Origin of the sequence: Agrobacterium leguminum (genome assembly GCF_015704895.1) — a bacterium.
In the GTDB taxonomy this organism is placed as follows: domain Bacteria; phylum Pseudomonadota; class Alphaproteobacteria; order Rhizobiales; family Rhizobiaceae; genus Agrobacterium; species Agrobacterium leguminum.
This window is the reverse complement of record NZ_JADQWB010000001.1, coordinates 212,740-231,847: the sequence shown is the minus strand read 5'-3', so window position 1 is coordinate 231,847 and position 19,108 is coordinate 212,740. Positions and strand designations below refer to the sequence as shown.

At 61.9% G+C, this 19,108-nt stretch carries 16 protein-coding genes; 8 read left to right on the top strand and 8 right to left on the bottom strand.

All coding sequences use genetic code 11. The features are described 5' to 3' along the window. Positions 1–5 precede the first annotated feature (5 nt). Positions 6–284, bottom strand: a complete 279-nt coding sequence (locus I3J13_RS01165) for a hypothetical protein (RefSeq protein ID WP_196377755.1) — start codon at positions 282–284, stop codon at positions 6–8. Between the two features lie 234 nt (positions 285–518). Between I3J13_RS01165 and I3J13_RS01160 the strand changes: the two genes are divergently transcribed. Beyond that, on the top strand, positions 519–1,769 hold the full coding sequence (locus I3J13_RS01160; RefSeq protein WP_196377754.1) for a flagellar biosynthetic protein FliO: 1,251 nt from the start codon (positions 519–521) through the stop codon (positions 1,767–1,769). 109 nt (positions 1,770–1,878) lie between these two features. On the opposite strand, the gene dksA is transcribed toward I3J13_RS01160, so the two are convergent. Continuing rightward, the gene (dksA, locus tag I3J13_RS01155) at positions 1,879–2,298 is read right to left on the bottom strand and encodes an RNA polymerase-binding protein DksA (protein ID WP_003496274.1); all 420 of its coding nucleotides are present in this window, start codon (positions 2,296–2,298) and stop codon (positions 1,879–1,881) included. A gap of 302 nt (positions 2,299–2,600) precedes the next feature. Here dksA and I3J13_RS01150 point away from each other — a divergent pair, with 302 nt between their 5' ends. From I3J13_RS01150 to I3J13_RS01135, 4 genes are all read left to right on the top strand, one after another. Continuing rightward, positions 2,601–3,077: a SixA phosphatase family protein gene (locus I3J13_RS01150; RefSeq protein WP_236000799.1), complete on the top strand. Its 477-nt coding sequence runs from the start codon at positions 2,601–2,603 to the stop codon at positions 3,075–3,077. A 129-nt stretch (positions 3,078–3,206) separates the two neighbouring features. Further along, positions 3,207–4,685: a YcjX family GTP-binding protein gene (locus I3J13_RS01145; protein WP_059752773.1), complete on the top strand. Its 1,479-nt coding sequence runs from the start codon at positions 3,207–3,209 to the stop codon at positions 4,683–4,685. Next, positions 4,682–5,761, top strand: coding sequence for a YcjF family protein (locus I3J13_RS01140; RefSeq protein ID WP_020810822.1), 1,080 nt, complete (start codon positions 4,682–4,684; stop codon positions 5,759–5,761). Before I3J13_RS01145 ends, I3J13_RS01140 begins: the two co-directional genes overlap by 4 nt. A gap of 129 nt (positions 5,762–5,890) precedes the next feature. Further along, positions 5,891–6,451 (top strand): hypothetical protein, encoded by a 561-nt coding sequence (locus tag I3J13_RS01135; protein ID WP_003521427.1) that lies wholly within the window; start codon positions 5,891–5,893, stop codon positions 6,449–6,451. Between the two features lie 14 nt (positions 6,452–6,465). Here the strand turns inward: I3J13_RS01135 and folK are convergent, their stop codons facing one another. From folK to folP, 3 genes are all read right to left on the bottom strand, one after another. Further along, positions 6,466–6,981 carry a 2-amino-4-hydroxy-6-hydroxymethyldihydropteridine diphosphokinase gene (gene folK / locus I3J13_RS01130; protein WP_196377967.1) on the bottom strand — a complete coding sequence of 172 codons (516 nt, stop codon included), beginning with the start codon at positions 6,979–6,981 and terminating at the stop codon, positions 6,466–6,468. A 4-nt stretch (positions 6,982–6,985) separates the two neighbouring features. Next, positions 6,986–7,351, bottom strand: coding sequence for a dihydroneopterin aldolase (folB, locus tag I3J13_RS01125; protein ID WP_003502532.1), 366 nt, complete (start codon positions 7,349–7,351; stop codon positions 6,986–6,988). A gap of 78 nt (positions 7,352–7,429) precedes the next feature. Next, positions 7,430–8,215, bottom strand: a complete 786-nt coding sequence (gene folP / locus I3J13_RS01120) for a dihydropteroate synthase (RefSeq protein WP_196377752.1) — start codon at positions 8,213–8,215, stop codon at positions 7,430–7,432. A gap of 179 nt (positions 8,216–8,394) precedes the next feature. On the opposite strand from folP, the gene I3J13_RS01115 reads away from it, so the two are divergent. Continuing rightward, positions 8,395–9,021, top strand: a complete 627-nt coding sequence (locus I3J13_RS01115) for a DUF922 domain-containing Zn-dependent protease (protein ID WP_196377751.1) — start codon at positions 8,395–8,397, stop codon at positions 9,019–9,021. Between the two features lie 310 nt (positions 9,022–9,331). Here the strand turns inward: I3J13_RS01115 and I3J13_RS01110 are convergent, their stop codons facing one another. Both I3J13_RS01110 and I3J13_RS01105 read right to left on the bottom strand, forming a co-directional pair. Further along, a complete protein-coding gene (locus I3J13_RS01110) occupies positions 9,332–9,652 on the bottom strand; it encodes a 2Fe-2S iron-sulfur cluster-binding protein (RefSeq protein ID WP_059752764.1) in 321 nt (106 codons plus the stop codon). A 130-nt stretch (positions 9,653–9,782) separates the two neighbouring features. Next, positions 9,783–10,151, bottom strand: a complete 369-nt coding sequence (locus I3J13_RS01105; RefSeq protein WP_196377750.1) for an Hpt domain-containing protein — start codon at positions 10,149–10,151, stop codon at positions 9,783–9,785. 479 nt (positions 10,152–10,630) lie between these two features. On the opposite strand from I3J13_RS01105, the gene I3J13_RS01100 reads away from it, so the two are divergent. Further along, a complete protein-coding gene (locus tag I3J13_RS01100) occupies positions 10,631–16,981 on the top strand; it encodes an apolipoprotein A-IV repeat region-like domain-containing protein (protein ID WP_196377749.1) in 6,351 nt (2,116 codons plus the stop codon). A gap of 113 nt (positions 16,982–17,094) precedes the next feature. Here the strand turns inward: I3J13_RS01100 and I3J13_RS01095 are convergent, their stop codons facing one another. Next, a complete protein-coding gene (locus I3J13_RS01095) occupies positions 17,095–18,012 on the bottom strand; it encodes a PhzF family phenazine biosynthesis isomerase (RefSeq protein ID WP_196377748.1) in 918 nt (305 codons plus the stop codon). A 303-nt stretch (positions 18,013–18,315) separates the two neighbouring features. Between I3J13_RS01095 and I3J13_RS01090 the strand changes: the two genes are divergently transcribed. Continuing rightward, a complete protein-coding gene (locus tag I3J13_RS01090) occupies positions 18,316–19,089 on the top strand; it encodes an NAD kinase (protein ID WP_003521437.1) in 774 nt (257 codons plus the stop codon). The last annotated feature ends 19 nt before the right edge of the window (positions 19,090–19,108 follow it).

The following is a 19,108-nucleotide window of genomic DNA, read 5'->3' as shown; positions in this document are numbered from 1 at the left end:
AAGGACTACGGCCTGGTACAGGTCAGCGCCTTCACCTGACATTGAATGCGCGGCGCGGAACAGACGATCTTGCCGTCAGCGACGGTGCAAACCGAGCATCCATCCGTGAAGTCGACGCAGGAAGGGTTGTCGCGCACGAATTCCGCCATGGTCGCGGCGTTGTCCGGCACCTTGTCTTCGGCCCACGCCATCGAATTTGGAAACGCGAAAAACGGTGGCAATAGCAAAACAACACGCATCAAATGCCGTGCGAGGGAGCCGTTAATGCGCAATGACTGGGACATTCCGGAACGCTCCTTCGGCAAAGAATTGCAACTTTCACTGTCTTTCAGCATTGAAGGACGAGATATGGCGCTTCGGTGGCGTCGTTACGGTTAAGGCGGCAATCCTGTGGGGCGAAATGAATAAACCTTGTATCGCGCCCAAAAAAATCGTCTTTTCCTGCTTGACGTTCACTTTATAAGAACCGCGGCAATATTAATTGCCCAAGAAACGAAAAAGCCAAAAAATCTGAAGGGATGATCTCCATGATGGAAGATTTTATCGGCGCTTATGGAAACCGTCTCATCGTCGCCGTCGTCGGTGTGGGTGTGGCCCTGCTTGTTCTGGCGATTGCGCTGTGGCTTCTGCGCAGGCGCAGCGGTTCTGCCCCTTTCATCCGGGGCGGGCGCAACCGGCAGCCGCGACTGCAGGTTCTCGATGCAACGGCCGTGGACGCACGCCGCCGTCTGGTGCTGGTGCGCCGCGACAATGTCGAGCATCTCGTCATGATCGGCGGTCCGACGGATATCGTCATCGAAAGCGGTATAGGCGCGATCCCCATTGTCAGGGACGTGCAGGAGCCGGAATTGAGGGCGCTGCCGCGCCAGGAAAGCGAGCAGAAGAGAGCCGAGCCGGCGATCCAGCAGGAGCGTCGCCCCGCCCTGCCGCAACAGCAGCCCGTTGCGGCTGCGGCTCCCGTTTCCGCGCCTGAAGAACCCGTGAAGCAAGCACAGCGGCCGGAGCCGCCGGCACCTGTGCCCTCGCCGCGTCCAGCACCCGTTGCGGCGGCCGCCGCTCAGGTTCCGCCACGCCCTTCGACCCCGCCGCAACCCGTACCCACGCCTGTATCGGCGCGCGAAACCGCGCCGCCGGCAAGACAGGCGGCACCCGAGCGGGAGACAGCGCGCCCCACCCCGCCGCCAATACCGGTTGCAACGGCTCCGGTCGCTGCCGTCTTGCCGATGGCGGCTGCGTCGCTCGACATGGCTGCGGCCCGAACGGAACCCAGGCGTGCCGAGCCCGTCGTGCCGGCTCCGGCACCGGTCGCACCGCCGATCCCTGCACAGGCGCCCGTCGAGGCAAAGGCGGAAGAACGGACTGCGGAATTCGCCCCGCCGGTCTTTGCCGCGCGCGAGCCGGTGATCGATCAATCCATCGCCGCCGATTTTCTCGACGCTGCACGGGAGCGCGTTCTTCCCGACCTGAAGCCGGGACAGACAACGCCGCCCGCGCCTTTCCCGCCCAAGCCTGAAAATCCGGCTGTGGCTTCGAACGACGCCGAGCCGAAATTTTCCGATGAGCTCGCCAGCGATTTCGAAAGCTTCCTCGAGGCGGAAATCGCCAAGAGCAAGGAGGCGGATAACGAACCGTCCGTCGTCCCTGTCGCGGAAAAGCAGATCAAGCCGCAGCCAGCTTCCCCGCCTGTCACCGGCGCTTCACCGGATGGAGACATGCAGAAGGAAATGGCGCGTATCTTCGGAGAGCTTTCCGTCACCCGCGACCGCTGACGGGCGCGTGTCTTCCGACCAGGAATTCGAAATAGAAAAAGGGCACGGAAGCGATTTCCGTGCCCTTATTATTTGTCATGCGATTTGCCGACCTGCCGGCCGCAGCGCCTTATTCGTCGCGATAGACTTTTTCGCGACGCTCGTGGCGCTCCTGCGCCTCGATGGAAAGCGTTGCAATCGGGCGGGCGTCCAGACGCTTGAGGCCGATAGGCTCACCCGTTTCCTCACAGTAACCGTAAGTGCCGTCTTCGATCCGCTGAAGAGCTGCATCGATCTTTGAAATCAGCTTGCGCTGACGGTCGCGGGCGCGAAGTTCGATCGCCCGGTCCGTTTCGGAGGAAGCCCGATCGGCGAGATCGGGGTGGTTGGCGCTTTCTTCGGCGAGATGTCCGAGGGTCTCGCGCGCTTCTCTCAGGATGTCATTTTTCCAGGCGACCAGCTTCGCGCGGAAGTAAGCCCGCTGGCTGGCATTCATGAACTCATCGTCTTCCGAGAGCACATATTTGCTAAGATCGATCTTCTCACTCAACGCGATTCTCCTCGAAGAACATCTCAATGCGGCGGTGTATACTCCAATGATAGTGGCCGATTCAAGTCTGCAGATCAGTTTTCAGGCATTTTTAAAACTGACACAAAAATCATCTAAATGACTAATTTTTATCCTTTATTCGTATTGAAGCGAACTCTTCTTCAATCACTTCAACGCGACTTACCAACAGGAAAGAGGACTTGCGGTCCTGCAACCCTATCCTGTAGCATTCAACCCGTGCCCTGACATTCGAACGCCGGTCCCCGCCCTTGACAGCATCTTCCCCGAGCCGAGTTTATCTTCTGCGCCACGCCAAGGCCGCCTGGGCGGCGCCGGGAGAACGGGATTTCGACCGGGGATTGAACGAAGCCGGTTTTGCCGAGGCGGAAGTCATCGCCGACCTTGCCGCCGACCGGCATTACCGCCCCGATCTGCTTCTGTCATCCACCGCCGCGCGTTGCCGGCAGACCACGCAGGCCTGGCAGCGTGCCTTCAACGAGGGCATAGACATCTTCTACGTCGATGAGATGTATAATGCCCGCAGCGAAACCTACCTCTCCCTCATCGCCGCGCAGGCGCAGGCGCAGTCGGTGATGCTGGTGGGCCACAACCCCACCATGGAGGCGACGCTGGAAGCGATGATCGGCGAGGATTTGCTGCATGCCGCCCTGCCATCGGGCTTTCCGACATCGGGCCTTGCGGTTCTCGACCATGATGACATCGCCGCAAACGGTAAAAACAGCTGGCGGCTGGTCGATTTTCTCGCGCCGGGCAAGTAACCGCTGCGGTGTGCCAAAAAAATTCTGTAGAGAAGCCCTGCTGAAAATCCGCTGGAGCGCTTCTTTTTTGGGCAGCCATACCTTCCTATATTGCAGCCGTGACCGTTAAACACAGCCAGGAAACTGCCATTGCCGCCTTCTCTTACGTCCCTGACAGACAGCGCGCTTATCGCATTCGATAATCTGGCCGACCGTGCGAGCAACCTCACCCACCCGACATTGCGGCTTGGCGTCACCGGCCTTTCGCGGGCGGGCAAGACGGTTTTCATCTCTTCCCTCGTCCACAATCTCCTGAATGGCGGCCGGCTGCCGCTGTTCGAGGCCATGCGGTCCGGACGCGTCTCGAATGTGCGGCTGGAGCCGCAGCCGGATGACGCCATTCCCCGTTTTCAGTATGAGGATCATATTCAGGCGCTGGTGCGTGACCGGCTGTGGCCGGATTCGACACGGGCGATCTCGGAACTCAGGATAACGCTGGATTATCAGAGCGCCAGCGGCTGGGGCCGATGGTTTTCGGCCGGCAAGCTTTCCATCGATATCGTTGATTATCCCGGCGAATGGCTGCTCGACCTGCCGCTTCTGTCGCAGGACTATAAACAGTTCAGCGACGCGACCGTCGCCCTTGCCGGAAGCGGCATCCGCGCCGAACTGGCGCAGGAATGGCTGGCGATCGCCTCTTCGCTCGACATCAACGCACCGGCCGACGAGATGACGGCCCGGCGTTTGGCCGAAAGTTTCGCGGCCTATCTGAAGGCCTGCAAATCCGACGAGAGGTCACTCTCGACCCTGCCGCCCGGCCGCTTCCTGATGCCCGGCGATCTCGAAGGATCGCCCGCGCTGACCTTCGCGCCCCTTCCCGGCTTGACGGATGAGAAAGCGCCGAAAGGCTCGCTGCGCGCCATGATGGAACGGCGCTATGACGCCTACAAGTCGATTGTGGTCAAACCCTTCTTCCGCGAGCATTTCGCCCGCCTCGACCGGCAGATCGTTCTGATCGACACGCTGCAGGCGGTCAATCGCGGTCCTGAAGCCGTGCAGGATCTGGAGCGGGCGCTGGGCGATGTGCTTGCCTGTTTCCGCCCCGGCACCAACAGCCTGCTGTCGTCGCTGATCGGCCGGCGCATAGACAAGGTGCTGATCGCCGCCACCAAGGCCGATCACCTGCATCACGAAAGCCACGACCGGCTGGAGCGGCTGACCCGCCGTCTGGTGGACCGCGCCATCACCACCATCGGCATGAATGGCGCCGGCATCGAGGTCATGGCGCTCGCTTCCGTGCGCGCCACCAGAGAGGCAAGCGTGCGCCAGGACGGCCACGAGCTGCCCGTTATCGTCGGCACGCCCATGGCCGGTGAAACAATCAATGGCGAGACCTTCGACGGCAATCGCAAGACGGCGATCTTTCCCGGCGATCTGCCCGAGGATCCCGAGCCGCTTTTCCGCAGCATCGACAGGGATGGCGACAAGGCGTCGCTGCCGGACGTCAATGTCGTGCGCTTCCGCCCGCCGAATATAGACGAGCCGGGCAGCGGCGGCATCCGTCTTTCCGTTCCCCACATCAGGCTCGACCGCGCCATGCAGTTCCTGTTCGGAGACAAGCTCGCATGAAGCTTCCCACACAAAACGATCCGCAGGCGCGCCGCCCGGCCGCTTTCACGCTCGAAACAGAAGAGACGGCACGACCGTCCGCCGCACAGAAACGCGCGCCGCGCAGCTTCGACGCCGAGATTTCGCTGACGCCCGACGAGGACGATCCGTTTCTGGCGCCTGAGGAGATCGATGCCGCCGCGCTGCCGGTGGCGTCTCCGAAGAAAAGCCGCTTCTCCTTCGGCAAGCTTGCGCTCGGCGCGCTTGGCGTCTTGTTCTCGCTCGCCTTCGGGCTCTGGGCGGATCAGCTCATCCGCAACCTGTTCTCCCGTTCCGACTGGCTGGGTTACACGGCCACTACCGCTCTTATTGTGGCGCTTTTCGCCGTTCTCGTTCTCGTCGGCCGGGAAGTCTTCGGCATCATGCGGCTTAATGCCGTGCAATCCTTGAAGGCCGATGCCGAGACGGCGAGCCTCGACAAGAGCCCGAAACCCGCACGCGCCATCGTCACCCGCCTGAATGCCGTTCTCTCCCACCGGGCCGAAACGGCCAAGGGGCGTGCGGCGCTGAAGGAAACGGAAAACGATGTGATCGACGGCCCGCATCTGATCGAGCTTGCCGAACGCGAGTTGCTCGTTCCGCTCGACCGGCAGGCCCGCGCCCTCATTCTCAATTCGTCCAAGCGCGTCTCCGTCGTCACCGCCGTCAGCCCGCGCGCGGTGGTCGATCTCGCTTATGTGCTGTTTGAAGTGACGCGTCTGGTGCGCGCCATGGCGGAGCTTTATGGCGGCCGTCCCGGCACACTCGGTATGCTGAAGCTCCTGCGCGATGTCGTCGCCCATCTTGCCGTCACAGGCTCGATCGCCGTTGGCGACGGGCTCGCCCAGCAGGTTCTCGGCCACGGTCTTGCCTCGAAACTCTCGGCGCGACTCGGCGAAGGCGTCATCAACGGCCTGATGACGGCGCGAATCGGCATTGCCGCGATGGATCTGTGCCGTCCGCTGCCGTTCAGGGCGGTGAAGCGGCCGGGGATCGGCGATTTCATGTCCGACCTCACACCCGATTTAAGCGGTGGAAAAACCGGTGAAAAAGCCTGATTGCCCGGGCTTGGACGGTTCAAAAGGTTACGAACGAAGCCGCAAATGAGAGCGAAATAAACCAAGCATTAACCATTCCGCCGGTAGATTGCAGCCTATCGAACAGGCATCTTCGCCGGGGAAAGTATCATGTATTCGCGCTTCTTTTCGCTTGTGGGCGGGCTTGCCGCCATATTGTCCGTCAGCGGCGGTTTCGGCATGTCTGACGTCCATGCGGCATCGCGCGATCGCGACGACGTGTTCTTCCGCTCCGTGGCCGGTGTCTGGAAAGGCCCGGGCGAAATCGTCGCCGGCAAATACAAGGGCACGAAGTTCACCTGCGATCTGACGGGCGAACCGCTCGACGACAAGCAGACCGGCATCAAGCTCGGCGGCACCTGCCGCGTCGGCGTCTTCAGCCAGCCCATGTCTGCCGTCATCAGCCAGAAGGGCAACTCTTACGAGGGCAAATTCCTCGACGGCGCCGAAGGCAAGGGGCTGGACATCACCTCCGGACAGGTCAGCGGCGACAAGGTCGTCGTCGGCATCAACCGCGCCAAGCTCAACGGTGCGATGGTCGCCCGCGTCTCGAACGACAATTCGATGAACATCACCATTTCGGTCAAGGTCGCCGACCAGATGATCCCGGTCATCGGCGTGACGCTGGCGCGCGATATCGACCAGCTCGCCGTCGGTTCGATCAAGCCGTAAAAGCCATACTCTTCTCAGCCATCGCCAAGCGGGAGTGTCCACCACTCCCGTTTTTCGTTTGCGCTGACAATGCCGGTCTTGTCCGCCTGCTGAAGCCATTCCCACACGGGCTTGCCCTTTACCTCAAGGTCGGGCGCGATATCGGCAAGCGGCATCAGCACGAAAGCGCGCTCCGTCATGCGAGGATGCGGCACCTCGATGCTTTCCGTAACAAGAGAATCATTCCCATAGGTCAGCACATCGATATCGATGGTGCGCGGGCCCCAACGCTCCGTGCGCACCCGCTTCATGCCCTTTTCGATATCGAGGCATAATTGCAGCAGCGCGGGCGCTGAAAGCGAGGTTTCGACCAACGCACAGCAATTGAAGAAATCCGCCTGATCCGTCTTGCCCCAGGGCGGCGTGCGGTAAAGGTCTGAAACGGCCAGCAGGCGGCAATCGTCACGCGCATCGAGTTCGCGCAGCGCCCTTGCCATGGCGGCGGCAGGATCGCCGATATTGCCGCCGAGCCCCAAGGCGGCGACGGTCATCTTTTCAGGCACGGTGTTCAACGCTCACCTGCGCATAATCGAGAATGCCGGGGACCGGCGCCGAGGGTTTGCGCACCGTGATCCTGAGCCAGACGATCTGCGGATAACGGGCGCGCAGCGCCTTGGCGATGTCGTTCGCCAGCGCCTCGATGAGATAACGGCGCTGGCCGACGACGATTTTTTCGATGACGGCGAAAGCCACGCCATAATCGACGGTGTTTTCGATGTCGTCGGTTTCCAGCGCATCACCCGCCTCGACTTCCATCTCGGCATCGACGAAAAAGCGCTGGCCCAGCACCTCCTCCTGCTCGAGAAGACCATGACGGGCGAAAAAGGAACAGTTTTTCAGGATGATGGTATAGCGGCTCATCGCATCGCCTCCATGGCAGGACTGTTTCGCCAGAAAGCCGCACCATCTTCGGGACGCGGCGTTCCGGCACTTGTTGATCTACGCATCGGCCTTTGCCGACGTTTTGGCAAGAACCGCATCGGCGATTGCCAGCGCATCGCGGGTTGCGGCGACATTGTGCACGCGAAAAATCGAAGCGCCGGCAAGCCTCAGGATCGCGGTGGTCGCAGCCGTTCCGATATCGCGTTCATGGGCCGCATCCCGGCCCGTCAGCGACCCGATGAAACGCTTGCGCGACGTACCGGCCAGAACCGGCAGGCCGAAAGCGGCAAGTTCGCCGAAACGCGCCATCAGCGCGACATTTTCGCTCTCGTCCTTGGCGAAACCGAAACCGGGATCTAGCACGATGGCGTCGCGGCCAATACCCGCATCCTCGGCGATCTCCAGCGAGCGATTGAGGAATTCGAACTGGTCGGCGATGACATCGCCAAGCTTCTGCCGGTCGCGGCCGGTATGCATGATGCACACGCCGGCGCGGGTAGCGGCGACCACGCCCGCCATCTCCGCGTCTTTCTGCAGGCCGAAGACATCATTGACGATATGTGCGCCCGCCCCGACCGCCAGCCGCGCTGTCGAGGCGCGATAGGTATCGACGGAAATCAGCACATCCGTCTCGCGGCGCAATTTTTCGATGACGGGAAGCACCCGGTCCTGTTCCTCGGCTTCCGTTACTGCGGCCGCACCCGGCCGGGTGGATTCACCGCCGATATCGATGATGTCAGCGCCCTCTTCCACACAGGTCAGCGCATGGGAAAAAGCCGCATCGACGGCGAGATAACGGCCGCCATCGGAAAAGGAATCGGGCGTTGCATTGACGATGGCCATAATACGGCCACGCCCATCAAGTTTCAGGGAGCGGCCATGGGCCGCTTGCCACGCGTTGCTGCCGGCTGTTATCACGTAACACGCGCCTTTCGGGAATAACGGAGTGTTATGCCAATTCTTATAAGTTCCGCTCCGCCTATGCAGCAAACCTTTTTCAAGTTCAACCGGAAGGCCGGGTCATGACCAAATCATCACGTGCTCTTTGCGCCGCTTTAGCGGCCGCAGTGGCACTTTCCCTACCCGGATCGGCTTTTTCCGAAACCATCGTCCGCAAGACCTATTCCTATTTTTCAATCAACGGCAAAACCGCCGCCGACCTCGACCAGCAGCTTTCCAGGCACGGCCCGCTGACGCGCAATACCGGCGCGCGCCATCCCGGCGCCACCGAAATCAAATTCGGCGGCGAGCTCACCTATGTCGAGAAAAACGGCCTTTGCAGCGTCGGAACGGCCAAAGTGGTGCTGAATACCCGCATTCTCCTGCCGCAATGGAAAAACCGCCGCCGCACCACGGCGGAACTGGCCTTCATCTGGGATACGCTGCTTGCCGATATCAAGCGCCACGAGGAGCGCCACGCGGAAATCGCCCGCACCCATGCCCGCTCGCTTGAAAGACAGCTGACGTCGCTTCGCCCGCAGAAAAGCTGCGAGACGCTGCAGGAAATGGTCGGCAAGATCACCCAGACGGTGATGGACGAACACGACCGCGATCAGTTGCGCTTCGATGTGGTGGAATCGAAAAATTTCGATGCCCGCATGACACGGCTTTTGAAGAACCGGCTCGAGCAGGGCCAGAACCGCCGCTGACGGTCGCTGGACGTACCTCCCCCAAATCCAAACGAACAACACGGGACATGACGTAACGTCATGTCCGATATCACCCGTGAATTCTCGTCATGGTGCGGCCGGCAAGACTCATTGTAGCTTGTTCATACGGTTTGAAATGGTTGCGGCCCACGGCGGGTCCGACGGTTGCAACCGTCTCCGGTTCTCCCGGTGCGCGCTTGAGGGCTCGCAGGTGTTTCCTCCCTCGCCTGCATGCTGCGTACCCGCCTCGCCCCGCTCCCCGCTACCAGGTGAGCGGGGCTTTTTCTGCGTTTAGCAATGACGAAAGATTTCAGCCCTGACGTTCGGGAACATGAACGACGAGACCATCGAGCTCGTCGTTCATCTTGATCTGACAGGAAAGGCGCGAGGTGGGGCGCACGTCGAAGGCGAAGTCCAGCATGTCCTCTTCCATCGGCTCCGGTCCGCCGACACGCTCCGACCAGGCGTCGTCGACATAGACATGACAGGTCGCACAGGCACAGGCGCCGCCGCATTCCGCATCGATGCCGGGAATGGAGTTGCGCACCGCATTCTCCATGACGGTGGAGCCATTGCTCACGTCGAGTTCATGGGGCGTGCCGTCAAAGGCAACGATGGTCAGTTTTGTCATGCCGGAAATCCAAAATGTGATCTAAGAACTGTTCTAAACACATAGAAAGGCCGGTCCGCCTTGGCAACCCGCTTCAAGGGCGCGCAGACACAACCGGCCTTGCAAAATGACAAATTTGATGTGTTAAGCCTCAGCGGCAGAGCTTGAGGATGAAATTTTCGGCCTCGACAATGGTCGCCGCGAGTTTTGCGATCGCCGAGCTGTCATTGCCCTTGTCCTCCACCACGGCTGCGGCCGCGGAAACGGCCGAGGCGCCGACGGCCTGCGCAGACCCCTTCAAACGATGGGCCGTCGCCATGACGGCCTTGTCGTCGGCGCCCGCCATTTCATGCAGGGCGGCGCGGGCGTTGCGGCTGAAGAGTTGCAGCACTTCGATCTCCAGATCCTTGTCGCCCATCGTCTGCCGGGCGAGATGATCGAAATCGATCGGTTTTTTACCGGCGGCGGGGGCACCGCCGCAATTGTCGGGAGCTTCGAAAGCAATACTGACCGCTGCCATGGCTGAAATTCCTGTCTCGCCGTTTCCTGTTTCGTGTCACATCTGTGTCGTATTCACGCATCCGGGCCGCTGCTATCGGCTTAAATTACGGCGTGACGCGGGCGAAAATCTTCTGCTATGGTTAATTTATGTTAAACTTATGCGAAACAAGGCGTTCAGCGTGAAACTCAGGTTTAAAAACTGTTAAAAAGCCGACACTTCGCCACCGCCGCAAATCCGCATTAATTGTTTCGAACACCTAAATGTGTCACTACGGTACTGCCGTTCCCACGAGGCTTAAGCTCAAGCTTTGTTATTGCGGCACAGTGATGTAATTTCGCCCGAAAGCTGGACCACCAGCAATTCGGGATTTGGTAAATGGCGGAATTGTTCTCTCTTCAAGGGATAATGTTCCGCTGGCATGATGGCGGCAGTCCGCTTGCGGAACGCAAGTGGTCAACGGCATGAAGCCGGGCGTATGTGTAACGAGGCGTAACCGCATGGCGAATAACAAGATCAGCGACTCTGTCGACGAGACTGCATTTCAGGCGTTGGAAGACGCCCTGCAGCTTGGTGCTTTCGAAGAAAAGCCGGAGACGCGGAAAACTGCAGCGCCGAAGCAGCCGGAGGCCAGATTGAAGGAAGCAAGCAGACAGACCCCTGCTCCCGAGGCCGCCCGCGCGCCCGCAGAACAGACGCCCAGATCGCCCAATCTCGAAGCGGCCAATGACGGCTCCAAGCGCAGCCCGGCCATGATCCTGAAATCGCTGGAAGGCGGCTCCATCGGCGGCGCGCTGCGCAACGCCACGATCATGTCGGTCATCTGGGCGCTCGGCGGTCTTGGCATCGCACATCTTCTTTATGGCAACGCGCTGTGGAACATCGCCTCGCTGGCCGATCTCACCGCGATCCCCGGCCTGATGGCTATCGTCGTCGGCATCCTTGTTCCCATCATGCTGTTCTTCGCCTTTGCGATCATGATGGCGCGTGCCCGCGATCTGCGCAACGCCGCCCGCTCCATGGCCGAAGTCGCCCTTCGTCTTGCCGAGCCGGAAACGGTCGCGTCCGACCGCATCATGTCCGTAGGCCAGGCGGTTCGCCGTGAAGTCTCGGCCATGAATGACGGTATCGAGCGCACAATCGCCCGCGCGACGGAACTCGAGACCCTCGTTCATTCCGAAGTCAACGCGCTTGAGCGCAGCTATGCCGACAATGAACTGCGCGTGCGCAGCCTCGTGCAGGAACTGACCGCCGAGCGTGACGCCATCGTCAATCACGCAGAGCGTATCCGCTCCTCCATCGTCGGCGCGCAGGAACAGATCAAGGAAGAGCTTTCCATCGTCGGTGAAGAGCTTTCGATGCGGATCGCCACGACCGGCGAAGCTTTCGCCTCAATGATCGACACCCGCTCGGCCGCGCTTTTGGAAAAATCGCGCGCCTCGACCGAAGCGATGGGCAGCCTGATCGCCGCCAAGACCGAAAACCTGCTTCAGGCGCTGAATTCCTCCGGCGCGACGCTGTCCAACGAATTCGACATGCGCCTGCACAACCTCACCTCGACGCTGGATGAGCGCGGTGAAGTCCTGCTCGAGCGTTTTGCAATCCATGCCTCGACGCTGGATAGCGGTGCGGAAAGCCTCAACAGCGCGCTTGAAGAGCGCACGCGCCAGCTCAACGAAACGCTGTCCACGCGCACGCTCGAACTCAACCGCAATATCGATCGCGGCCAGCAGATCATCGGCGGTTCGCTGGATACCGTTCTCGACAAGCTGTCCACGACGCTTGAGGAAAAGGGTCTCTCCTTCCGCCAGAGCCTGCAGAGCACGGCGGACGATGCGATCATGGATCTCGATCTTCGCTCCGGCCTCTACGAAGAGCGGATGCAGGCGACGGTCGGCCAGGTCAACTCTGCCTTCGACGAGCATGTCGCGCAGTTCGCCAGCGCCTTCGACCAGCGTGCCGGCAGCCTCGACAGCAAGCTGATGGAAAGCCTCGCCCGCATCAACGAGACCGTTGCCGGCGGCTCCGAAGCGCTCGACACCATGCTGAGCGCCGGTCTGGAGCGCATCGGCACCACCATGACCGATCAATCGCTGGCGCTCGCAACCGCGCTCGGCACGGGTCAGGAAATGCTGGAAAGCGCCCTTGAAAGCCGGACACAGGCCTTCAGCGACGCAATCGGCCAGCGTACCGCCGAAATCACCGATGCCTTCACCAGTTCGCACGAGAAGATCGACGCCGTGCTGGCGGAACGCAGCAATGCCCTGTTCGGCGCGCTTTCGGCCAGCCAGAACCGTTTCGACGAAGCGCTCGCCAGCCGTTCGATGGCGATTACCGGCTCCGTCTCCGGCACGGCCGAACGTCTCGCCGCCATGCTCGACGAACGTGCCGCCGCGATCAACAACGTCGTCGCCGATGTCGAGCGCCGTCTTGCCGAAACGCTCGAAACCCGGGCAGCAGCCATCACCGGCGCGGTTTCCGGCATCGAGGACCGCATTTCCGACACGCTGGAAAGCCGCACGGCTGCCCTGCATGACGTCGTCTCCGGCGCGGAGAGCCGTATCGCCGATACGCTTGACGGCCGCACAGCCGCTCTTTCCAGCGCCATTTCCGGCGTCGAGGAACGCATTGCCGACACGATGGACAGCCGCACGCTGTCGCTCGACATGACCTTTGCCAATGTCGAGGAAAGACTTTCCGAGACGCTCGACAACCGCACTTCTGCCCTTACCGGCATTGTCGCAAGTGCTGAAGAAAAGATTGCCGGCGCGCTCGACAGCCGCACGGCCACCTTCGGAGACGTGGTCGCCGGTGCTGAAACCCGTATCGCGGAAACGCTGGACGGCCGCACCGCAGCCCTCAACGCCGTTGTCTCCGGTGCGGAAGAACGCATTGCCGATGCGCTCGACAGCCGTACCATGGCGCTCGACATGGCATTCTCCGGCGCGGAAGAAAAAATCACCGAAGCGCTCGACACCCGCACCGCAGCCCTTGGCGAACTGGTGGCCGGCGCCGAGACCCGTATTGCCGGGGCGCTCGACAGCCGAACCGAGTCGCTGAAGACCGTCGTTTCCGGCGCCGAAGAGCGGATCACCGATGTGCTCGACAGCCGCACCATGGCGCTCGATATGAGCTTCTCCGGTGTCGAGGAAAAGATCGCCGATATTCTCGACGGTCGCACCACAGCGTTGCATAATGCGGTTTCCGGCGTCGAAGAGCGCATTGCCGGCGCGCTCGACAGCCGTACTGCGGCACTCTCGGGCATCGTCTCCGGTGCGGAGGAGCGCATCGCGGATGCGCTCGACAGCCGCACCATGGCGCTCGACATGGCGATTTCCGGCGTCGAGGACCGTATTGCCGAGGCAATGGATGCCAGAGCATCGTCGCTTTCGCTTGCGGCGGCCGGCGTCGGCCAGCGTCTCGAAGCCACCGCATTCACGCTTGAAAACGCGCTTGCCAGCGGCCATGAGCGGCTCGAAACCATGCTCGGTTCGCAGGCTGAACGCATTGCCGGATCGCTGGAGCGCAATAGCGGCCTGATCGAGCAGAGCGTCTCGGGTGCGGCCAACCGCATCGAAAGTGTCGTTGAAGACGGCAGCACCCGTTTTGCCCAGACGGTGGAAGAAGGCGTGTCCCGCCTCGAAAGCAATCTGTCGCAATCGCATGAGGATATTCGCACCGCGCTCGATCAGCGCCAGGCAGATCTTGCCGCGACGCTCAGCTCCGCCACGACCCAGATGGGCGACATGCTCTCCGAACAGGCGATGATGATCGGCACCACGGTCGCCTCCAGCGCCAGCATGCTCGAACTGTCTCTCGAAACCCAGCAGGAAACGCTGCAGAAGACAATCGACGGCAGCGCGCAAACGCTGGAAGAGCGCCTGCGCAACAGCGCCGGCGACATCGCCGTCAAGATCGGCGAAGCCGCCCGCGAAATCGGCGGCGCGACGGATGCCCTGTCCTCGAAAATCGAGACCTCTATCGGCAATGTCACCACCCGTCTCGACGAGACCGGTGCCCGTATCGAGACCTCGCTCGATACGCTGCAGGCACGCGTCGGCGGCGATCTCGCCAATGTAAACACCTCTATCGAAGATGCCGGCCGCCGCTTTGCCGAAGCGCTGGAAGACAAGACGGCTGTGTTCGCCCGCGCCAGCGACGAGGCAGCCGAGCGTATCACCGGCATTCTGGACGAGCAGACCACGCGTGTCGCGGACACGTTCGAAAACCGTACCAGCCGCCTGACGGAGACCTTCGATACCGGTACGGCCCGCATCGATGAACGCCTTGGCACCATGGACCGGGCGTTGACCATCGGTCTTGAAAACGTCAACCGCACCATTGAAGGCAAGGCGAGCGATCTCGCTGTCAGCCTGCGCGGCGCGGTCACCTCCGCGACCCAGAGCATCGGCGAAGAAGCCGTGCGCTCCACCTCCCTTCTCGCCAAGTCCGGTTCGGAATTCGCCGAACAAGTGCAGGCGCAGAACGAGGCCTTCACCAAGGCCATCGAGGAACGCTCCGGCGAGATCGTCAACCGCATTTCGGATGCCCAGACCCGCCTTTCCGGTCAGGCCGCCGCCGTGGCCCAGACCTTCTCCGAGGCAGGCAACATCATCGTCAACAAGGTTGCCGAGGCTGAAGCCGTCGTCCGCTCTCAGGTCGGCGTGATCTCCGAGACGCTCACCGGTGTCGAATCCGCCCTCGACGCCCGCGGCGAATCCATTCGCTCGGCGCTGGACAACCGCACCCGCGAACTCAACTCGATGCTGGCCAGCCGCTCCGCCGAGCTTTCGCGCCTGATCGAGGAGAAAGCCAAGCCTGTCGTCGACGAATACGCCACCATCGGCCGCGAAGCCGCCGAAAAGATCGTTTCCGCTGCCCAGCAGAGCGCAGATCTTCTGTCGCAGAGCAACAGCGGCATGGTCGGCATGGTGGAACAGGCGATCAGCGATTATGCCGCTGCCGGAACGGATGCGGCAAGCAAGCTCGTCGCAGCCACCCGCCAGAGCACCGACATGCTGTCGGAAACGCATACGGCCATGGCCGACGCCGTCGAACAGGGCATCGACAAATATGCCCGCGCCGGCAGCGATGCGGCCAACAAGCTGGTCGCCGCCACACGCCAGAGCACGGATATGCTGTCGCAGACCCATAACAGCATGGCGGAAATCGTCGAACAGTCGGCAACCAACTTCAACTCTGCCGTCGAGCGCGCCGCACAGGGCTTCGGCGCGGCAGACGAGGCATTGAACGCCTCGGCGACCCGTTTCTCCGAATCCGCCTCGCAGGCCGCCGACATGGTGTCCAGCTCCAGCCGTCTGCTCGAAGGAAAGATCGACCGCCTGTCGAATATTTCCGGCCAGACACTGGCGCAGGTTGCCGGCATCGTCGGCCGTTTCGAGGAACATTCGAAGGTGCTGAGCCAGGCTTCCGAGCTCCTCAATGCCGCACAGTCGAGCCTCGTCGGCACGCTGGAGGAGCGCCAGGACGCGCTGCGCAGCCTGTCGGTCGGCCTCGTCAAGCGTTCCGAGGAAATCGAAAGCGCCATGCGCAACGTCATCGGCGTGGTGGAAACCACGCTCAACGAGGCCGAGGAGCGTTCGCAGAACGTTGCCGGCAATCTGCGCGACAATCTGCAGGCGTCCTTCTCCGATATCGGCCGTTCGCTCGATGAGACCGAACAGCGCGCCCGCTCGGCGGCACAGACCATGCGGGGCGCCCTGCTCTCCGCCGGTCAGGATGCCAGCCGCTCGATTGAAAGCACGCTGTCCGACGCGCAGAAATATTCCGACGAGCTGGTCAACCGCCTGCGCGGCGGTGTCGAATCTTCGCTTTCGGAAGTCGACAATCTTCTCGGCAGCGCCTCGGAAAAATCGAACGCCGCCGCAGCCAGCCTCAAGGAGACGCTGCGTCAGGCCGTGGAAGAAGCCGTCAGCCGCTTCGCCGGCGCGACGGACGAAATCCGCCGCTCGAGCCACGACATCCGCCGCGAACTGGATGCGACCCGTGCGGAACTGAAGCGCGGCGCCTTCGACCTGCCGGAAGAAGCCAAGGAAAGCGCTGCCGCCATGCGTCGCGCCGTTTCCGAACAGATCAAGGCCCTGCAGGATATTTCCCAGCTCGTTGGTCGTTCGACCCACCAGATGGAAGTCTCCGAACCGGTTGCCCGCGCCATCGCCGCAACCCAGCCGGCAGCCGAGCGCCGTGTCGAGACGCGTCCGCAGCCGGCAGCTCCGGCTCCGGTTCAGCAGCGCCCGGCCCAGCCGCAGCCTGCTCCCGCGCCGGCCGCATTGCGCGGCACCCTGCCGCTTGAGAACCGTCAGGTCGAGAACCGTCAGGCGCCTGCCCCGGCCCAGCCGGGTGCTCCGGCCGGACGCCGCGAAGAAGGCGGCGGCTGGATCAGCGATTTGCTGCGCGGCGCCTCACAGGAAACGCCAGCGGCGTCCGCACCACGCGCCAGCGCGGAACAGCAGCCGACCCGTGCGGCCGATACCCGCAATCCGCGCCACATGGTGGAATCGCTGAACTCGCTTTCGGTCGACATCGCCCGCGCCATCGATCACGATGCCTCCGTGGAGCTGTGGCGTCGCTACCAGCGCGGCGAGCGCGACGTCTTCACCCGTCGCCTCTATACGCTGAAGGGTCAGACGACCTTCGACGAAATCAAGCGCAAATATGAGCGGGAAGCTGAATTCCGCACCGCCGTGGACCGCTACATTACCGATTTCGAGAAGCTGCTTGCCGACGTGGCCCGCACTGACCGCGACCGGACCGTGACACAGTCCTATCTCACCTCCGATACCGGCAAGGTCTATACGATGCTTGCCCATGCGGCCGGCCGGTTCAACTGAGCCGATTGACGCTAAAATGACAAAACCCCGGTCAGGACCGGGGTTTTTCTTTTGGCTCTGCTCGCAGTTTCATCGCTCTTCGACGACATCGAACTGAGCGGGTGACGCTGAAATCAAATCTCGAACGTGCCCGAAGCAACACGCACCGCGTGGCCGCCGATGCGGGCGCGGGCTATTTCGCCGTCCTTGATGTCCATGCGCAGGTGGATATGGGACGGTCGCTCCATCTCCACGCCCTGCTCGATGAGCAGCGGATAATGCCCGTCGGTCAGGCCGTCGAAATGATGGATGGCGCCGGAAAGGGCAGCGGCGGCGGAACCGGTGGCGGGGTCTTCCGAAATGCCCATATCCGGAGAGAACATGCGGGCGTGGAACTTCGCCGCGTGATTGATGCCGCCGCGACAGTAGATATAGGCCGCCGCCAGACGTCCTTCGACCAGCGGCGCGGTGCGCAGCCACAGATTGGCGTCAAAATCCATATCCCTGATGGCGGCAATATTGTGCAGCGGTACGATAAGGAACGGCACCCCGGCCGTCCAGATCGACGGTACATGGTTTTCAAAGCCGAGATGCGCCTCGCTGACGCCCAACGCATCGGCAAGCGCGGTGTGATCGAGCGGCAGCTCGACGCGGGACGATTTGCGCGGCAGGTCGAATTCCGCGAAGCTGACCGCGCCAGCACGCATCTTCACCGCGCAACGCACCGGGCCCACCTGTTCTTCCAGCACGCAGACCATATCGATATCGTCATCGCCCTCGCCGCGATTTCGTTCGGCAATGGCCACCGCCGCGCCGACTGTCGGATGGCCGGCGAAGGGCAATTCACCCGATGGCGTGAAGATGCGCAGCGAAGCAGCATGGGCCGGATTGCTGGACCGGTTGACGAAAACCGTCTCGGAGAGGTTCATTTCCCGCGCGATCGCCTGCATCGTGGCCTGGGGAAGATCATCGGCGTCATACATGACCGCCAGCGGGTTTCCCGCCATTTTCGTCTCGGTAAAGACATCGTAGATATCGTAGTTCAGCACCACATCCGTCTCCTGCCACTCGTCATTCCGACTGCCTTGGCAAACTGCATCAGGCCGTCCCGCATCGCAACCCTTGTCGGCGGGCGCAAATCAAGAAGCTGTGGACCGGAGCGGTGCGGTCCGCCGTCAGGGAACGCCTGCGTCTTCGAAAGGCCTTGTCGCCAGCCGCCGTCTTCATGTACCAAGGGTGCGTCTGGCGGCTTGTTATCGACCTCCCTGTCGAGGTTTCAAGATTTCGAGCCGCTTCAACGGGTTACAGCGCCTTGCGTGGACGGGTTCCGGTCTGCGCGTTGTCGAGGGAAGCGGATGTCGCATTCTACCTATTCACTGTCCTTCGTCGCCTCCGCAACCGAGGAGGCGCAGACGGCGCTGAAAGAGCTGAAAGGCATGTACGGCGATACGCCGTTCGAAGAGGCGGAAGTGATCGTCGCGCTCGGCGGCGACGGCTTCATGCTGCAGATTCTCAACGAGACGATGAATTCCGGCAAGCGGGTCTATGGCATGAACCGGGGGTCCGTCGGCTTCCTGATGAATGACTACCGGGTGGACGGCCTGCTGGAGCGCATCGCGGTGGCGAGCGGCAATGATTTCCATCCCCTGCGCATGACGACGACGGATTCCGACGGCGACGAATTCACGGCACTCGCCATGAACGAGGTCAGCCTGTTTCGCCAGTCGCATCAGGCCGCCAAGCTTCGTGTGGAGGTGGACGGCAAGGTGCGGCTGGAAGAATTGATCTGCGACGGCATGATGGTGGCGACGCCGGCAGGGTCGACAGCCTACAATTTCTCCGCCCATGGACCCATCCTGCCGCTGGAATCGCCGCTGCTTGCGCTCACCCCGGTCAGCGCTTTCCGGCCGCGGCGCTGGCGCGGCGCGCTTTTGCCGAATAAGGTAACGGTCGATATTCATGTTCTCGAACGCGACAAGCGCCCTGTGAATGCGGTGGCCGACCACACCGAGGTGAAATCCGTTCGTCACGTTCGGATCGCACAATCGCAGGACAGGACGGCCAGAATTCTCTCGGATCCGGATCGCTCATGGTCGGACCGGGTTCTCGCCGAACAGTTCAACAATTGACGCCTACAATCGACAATGG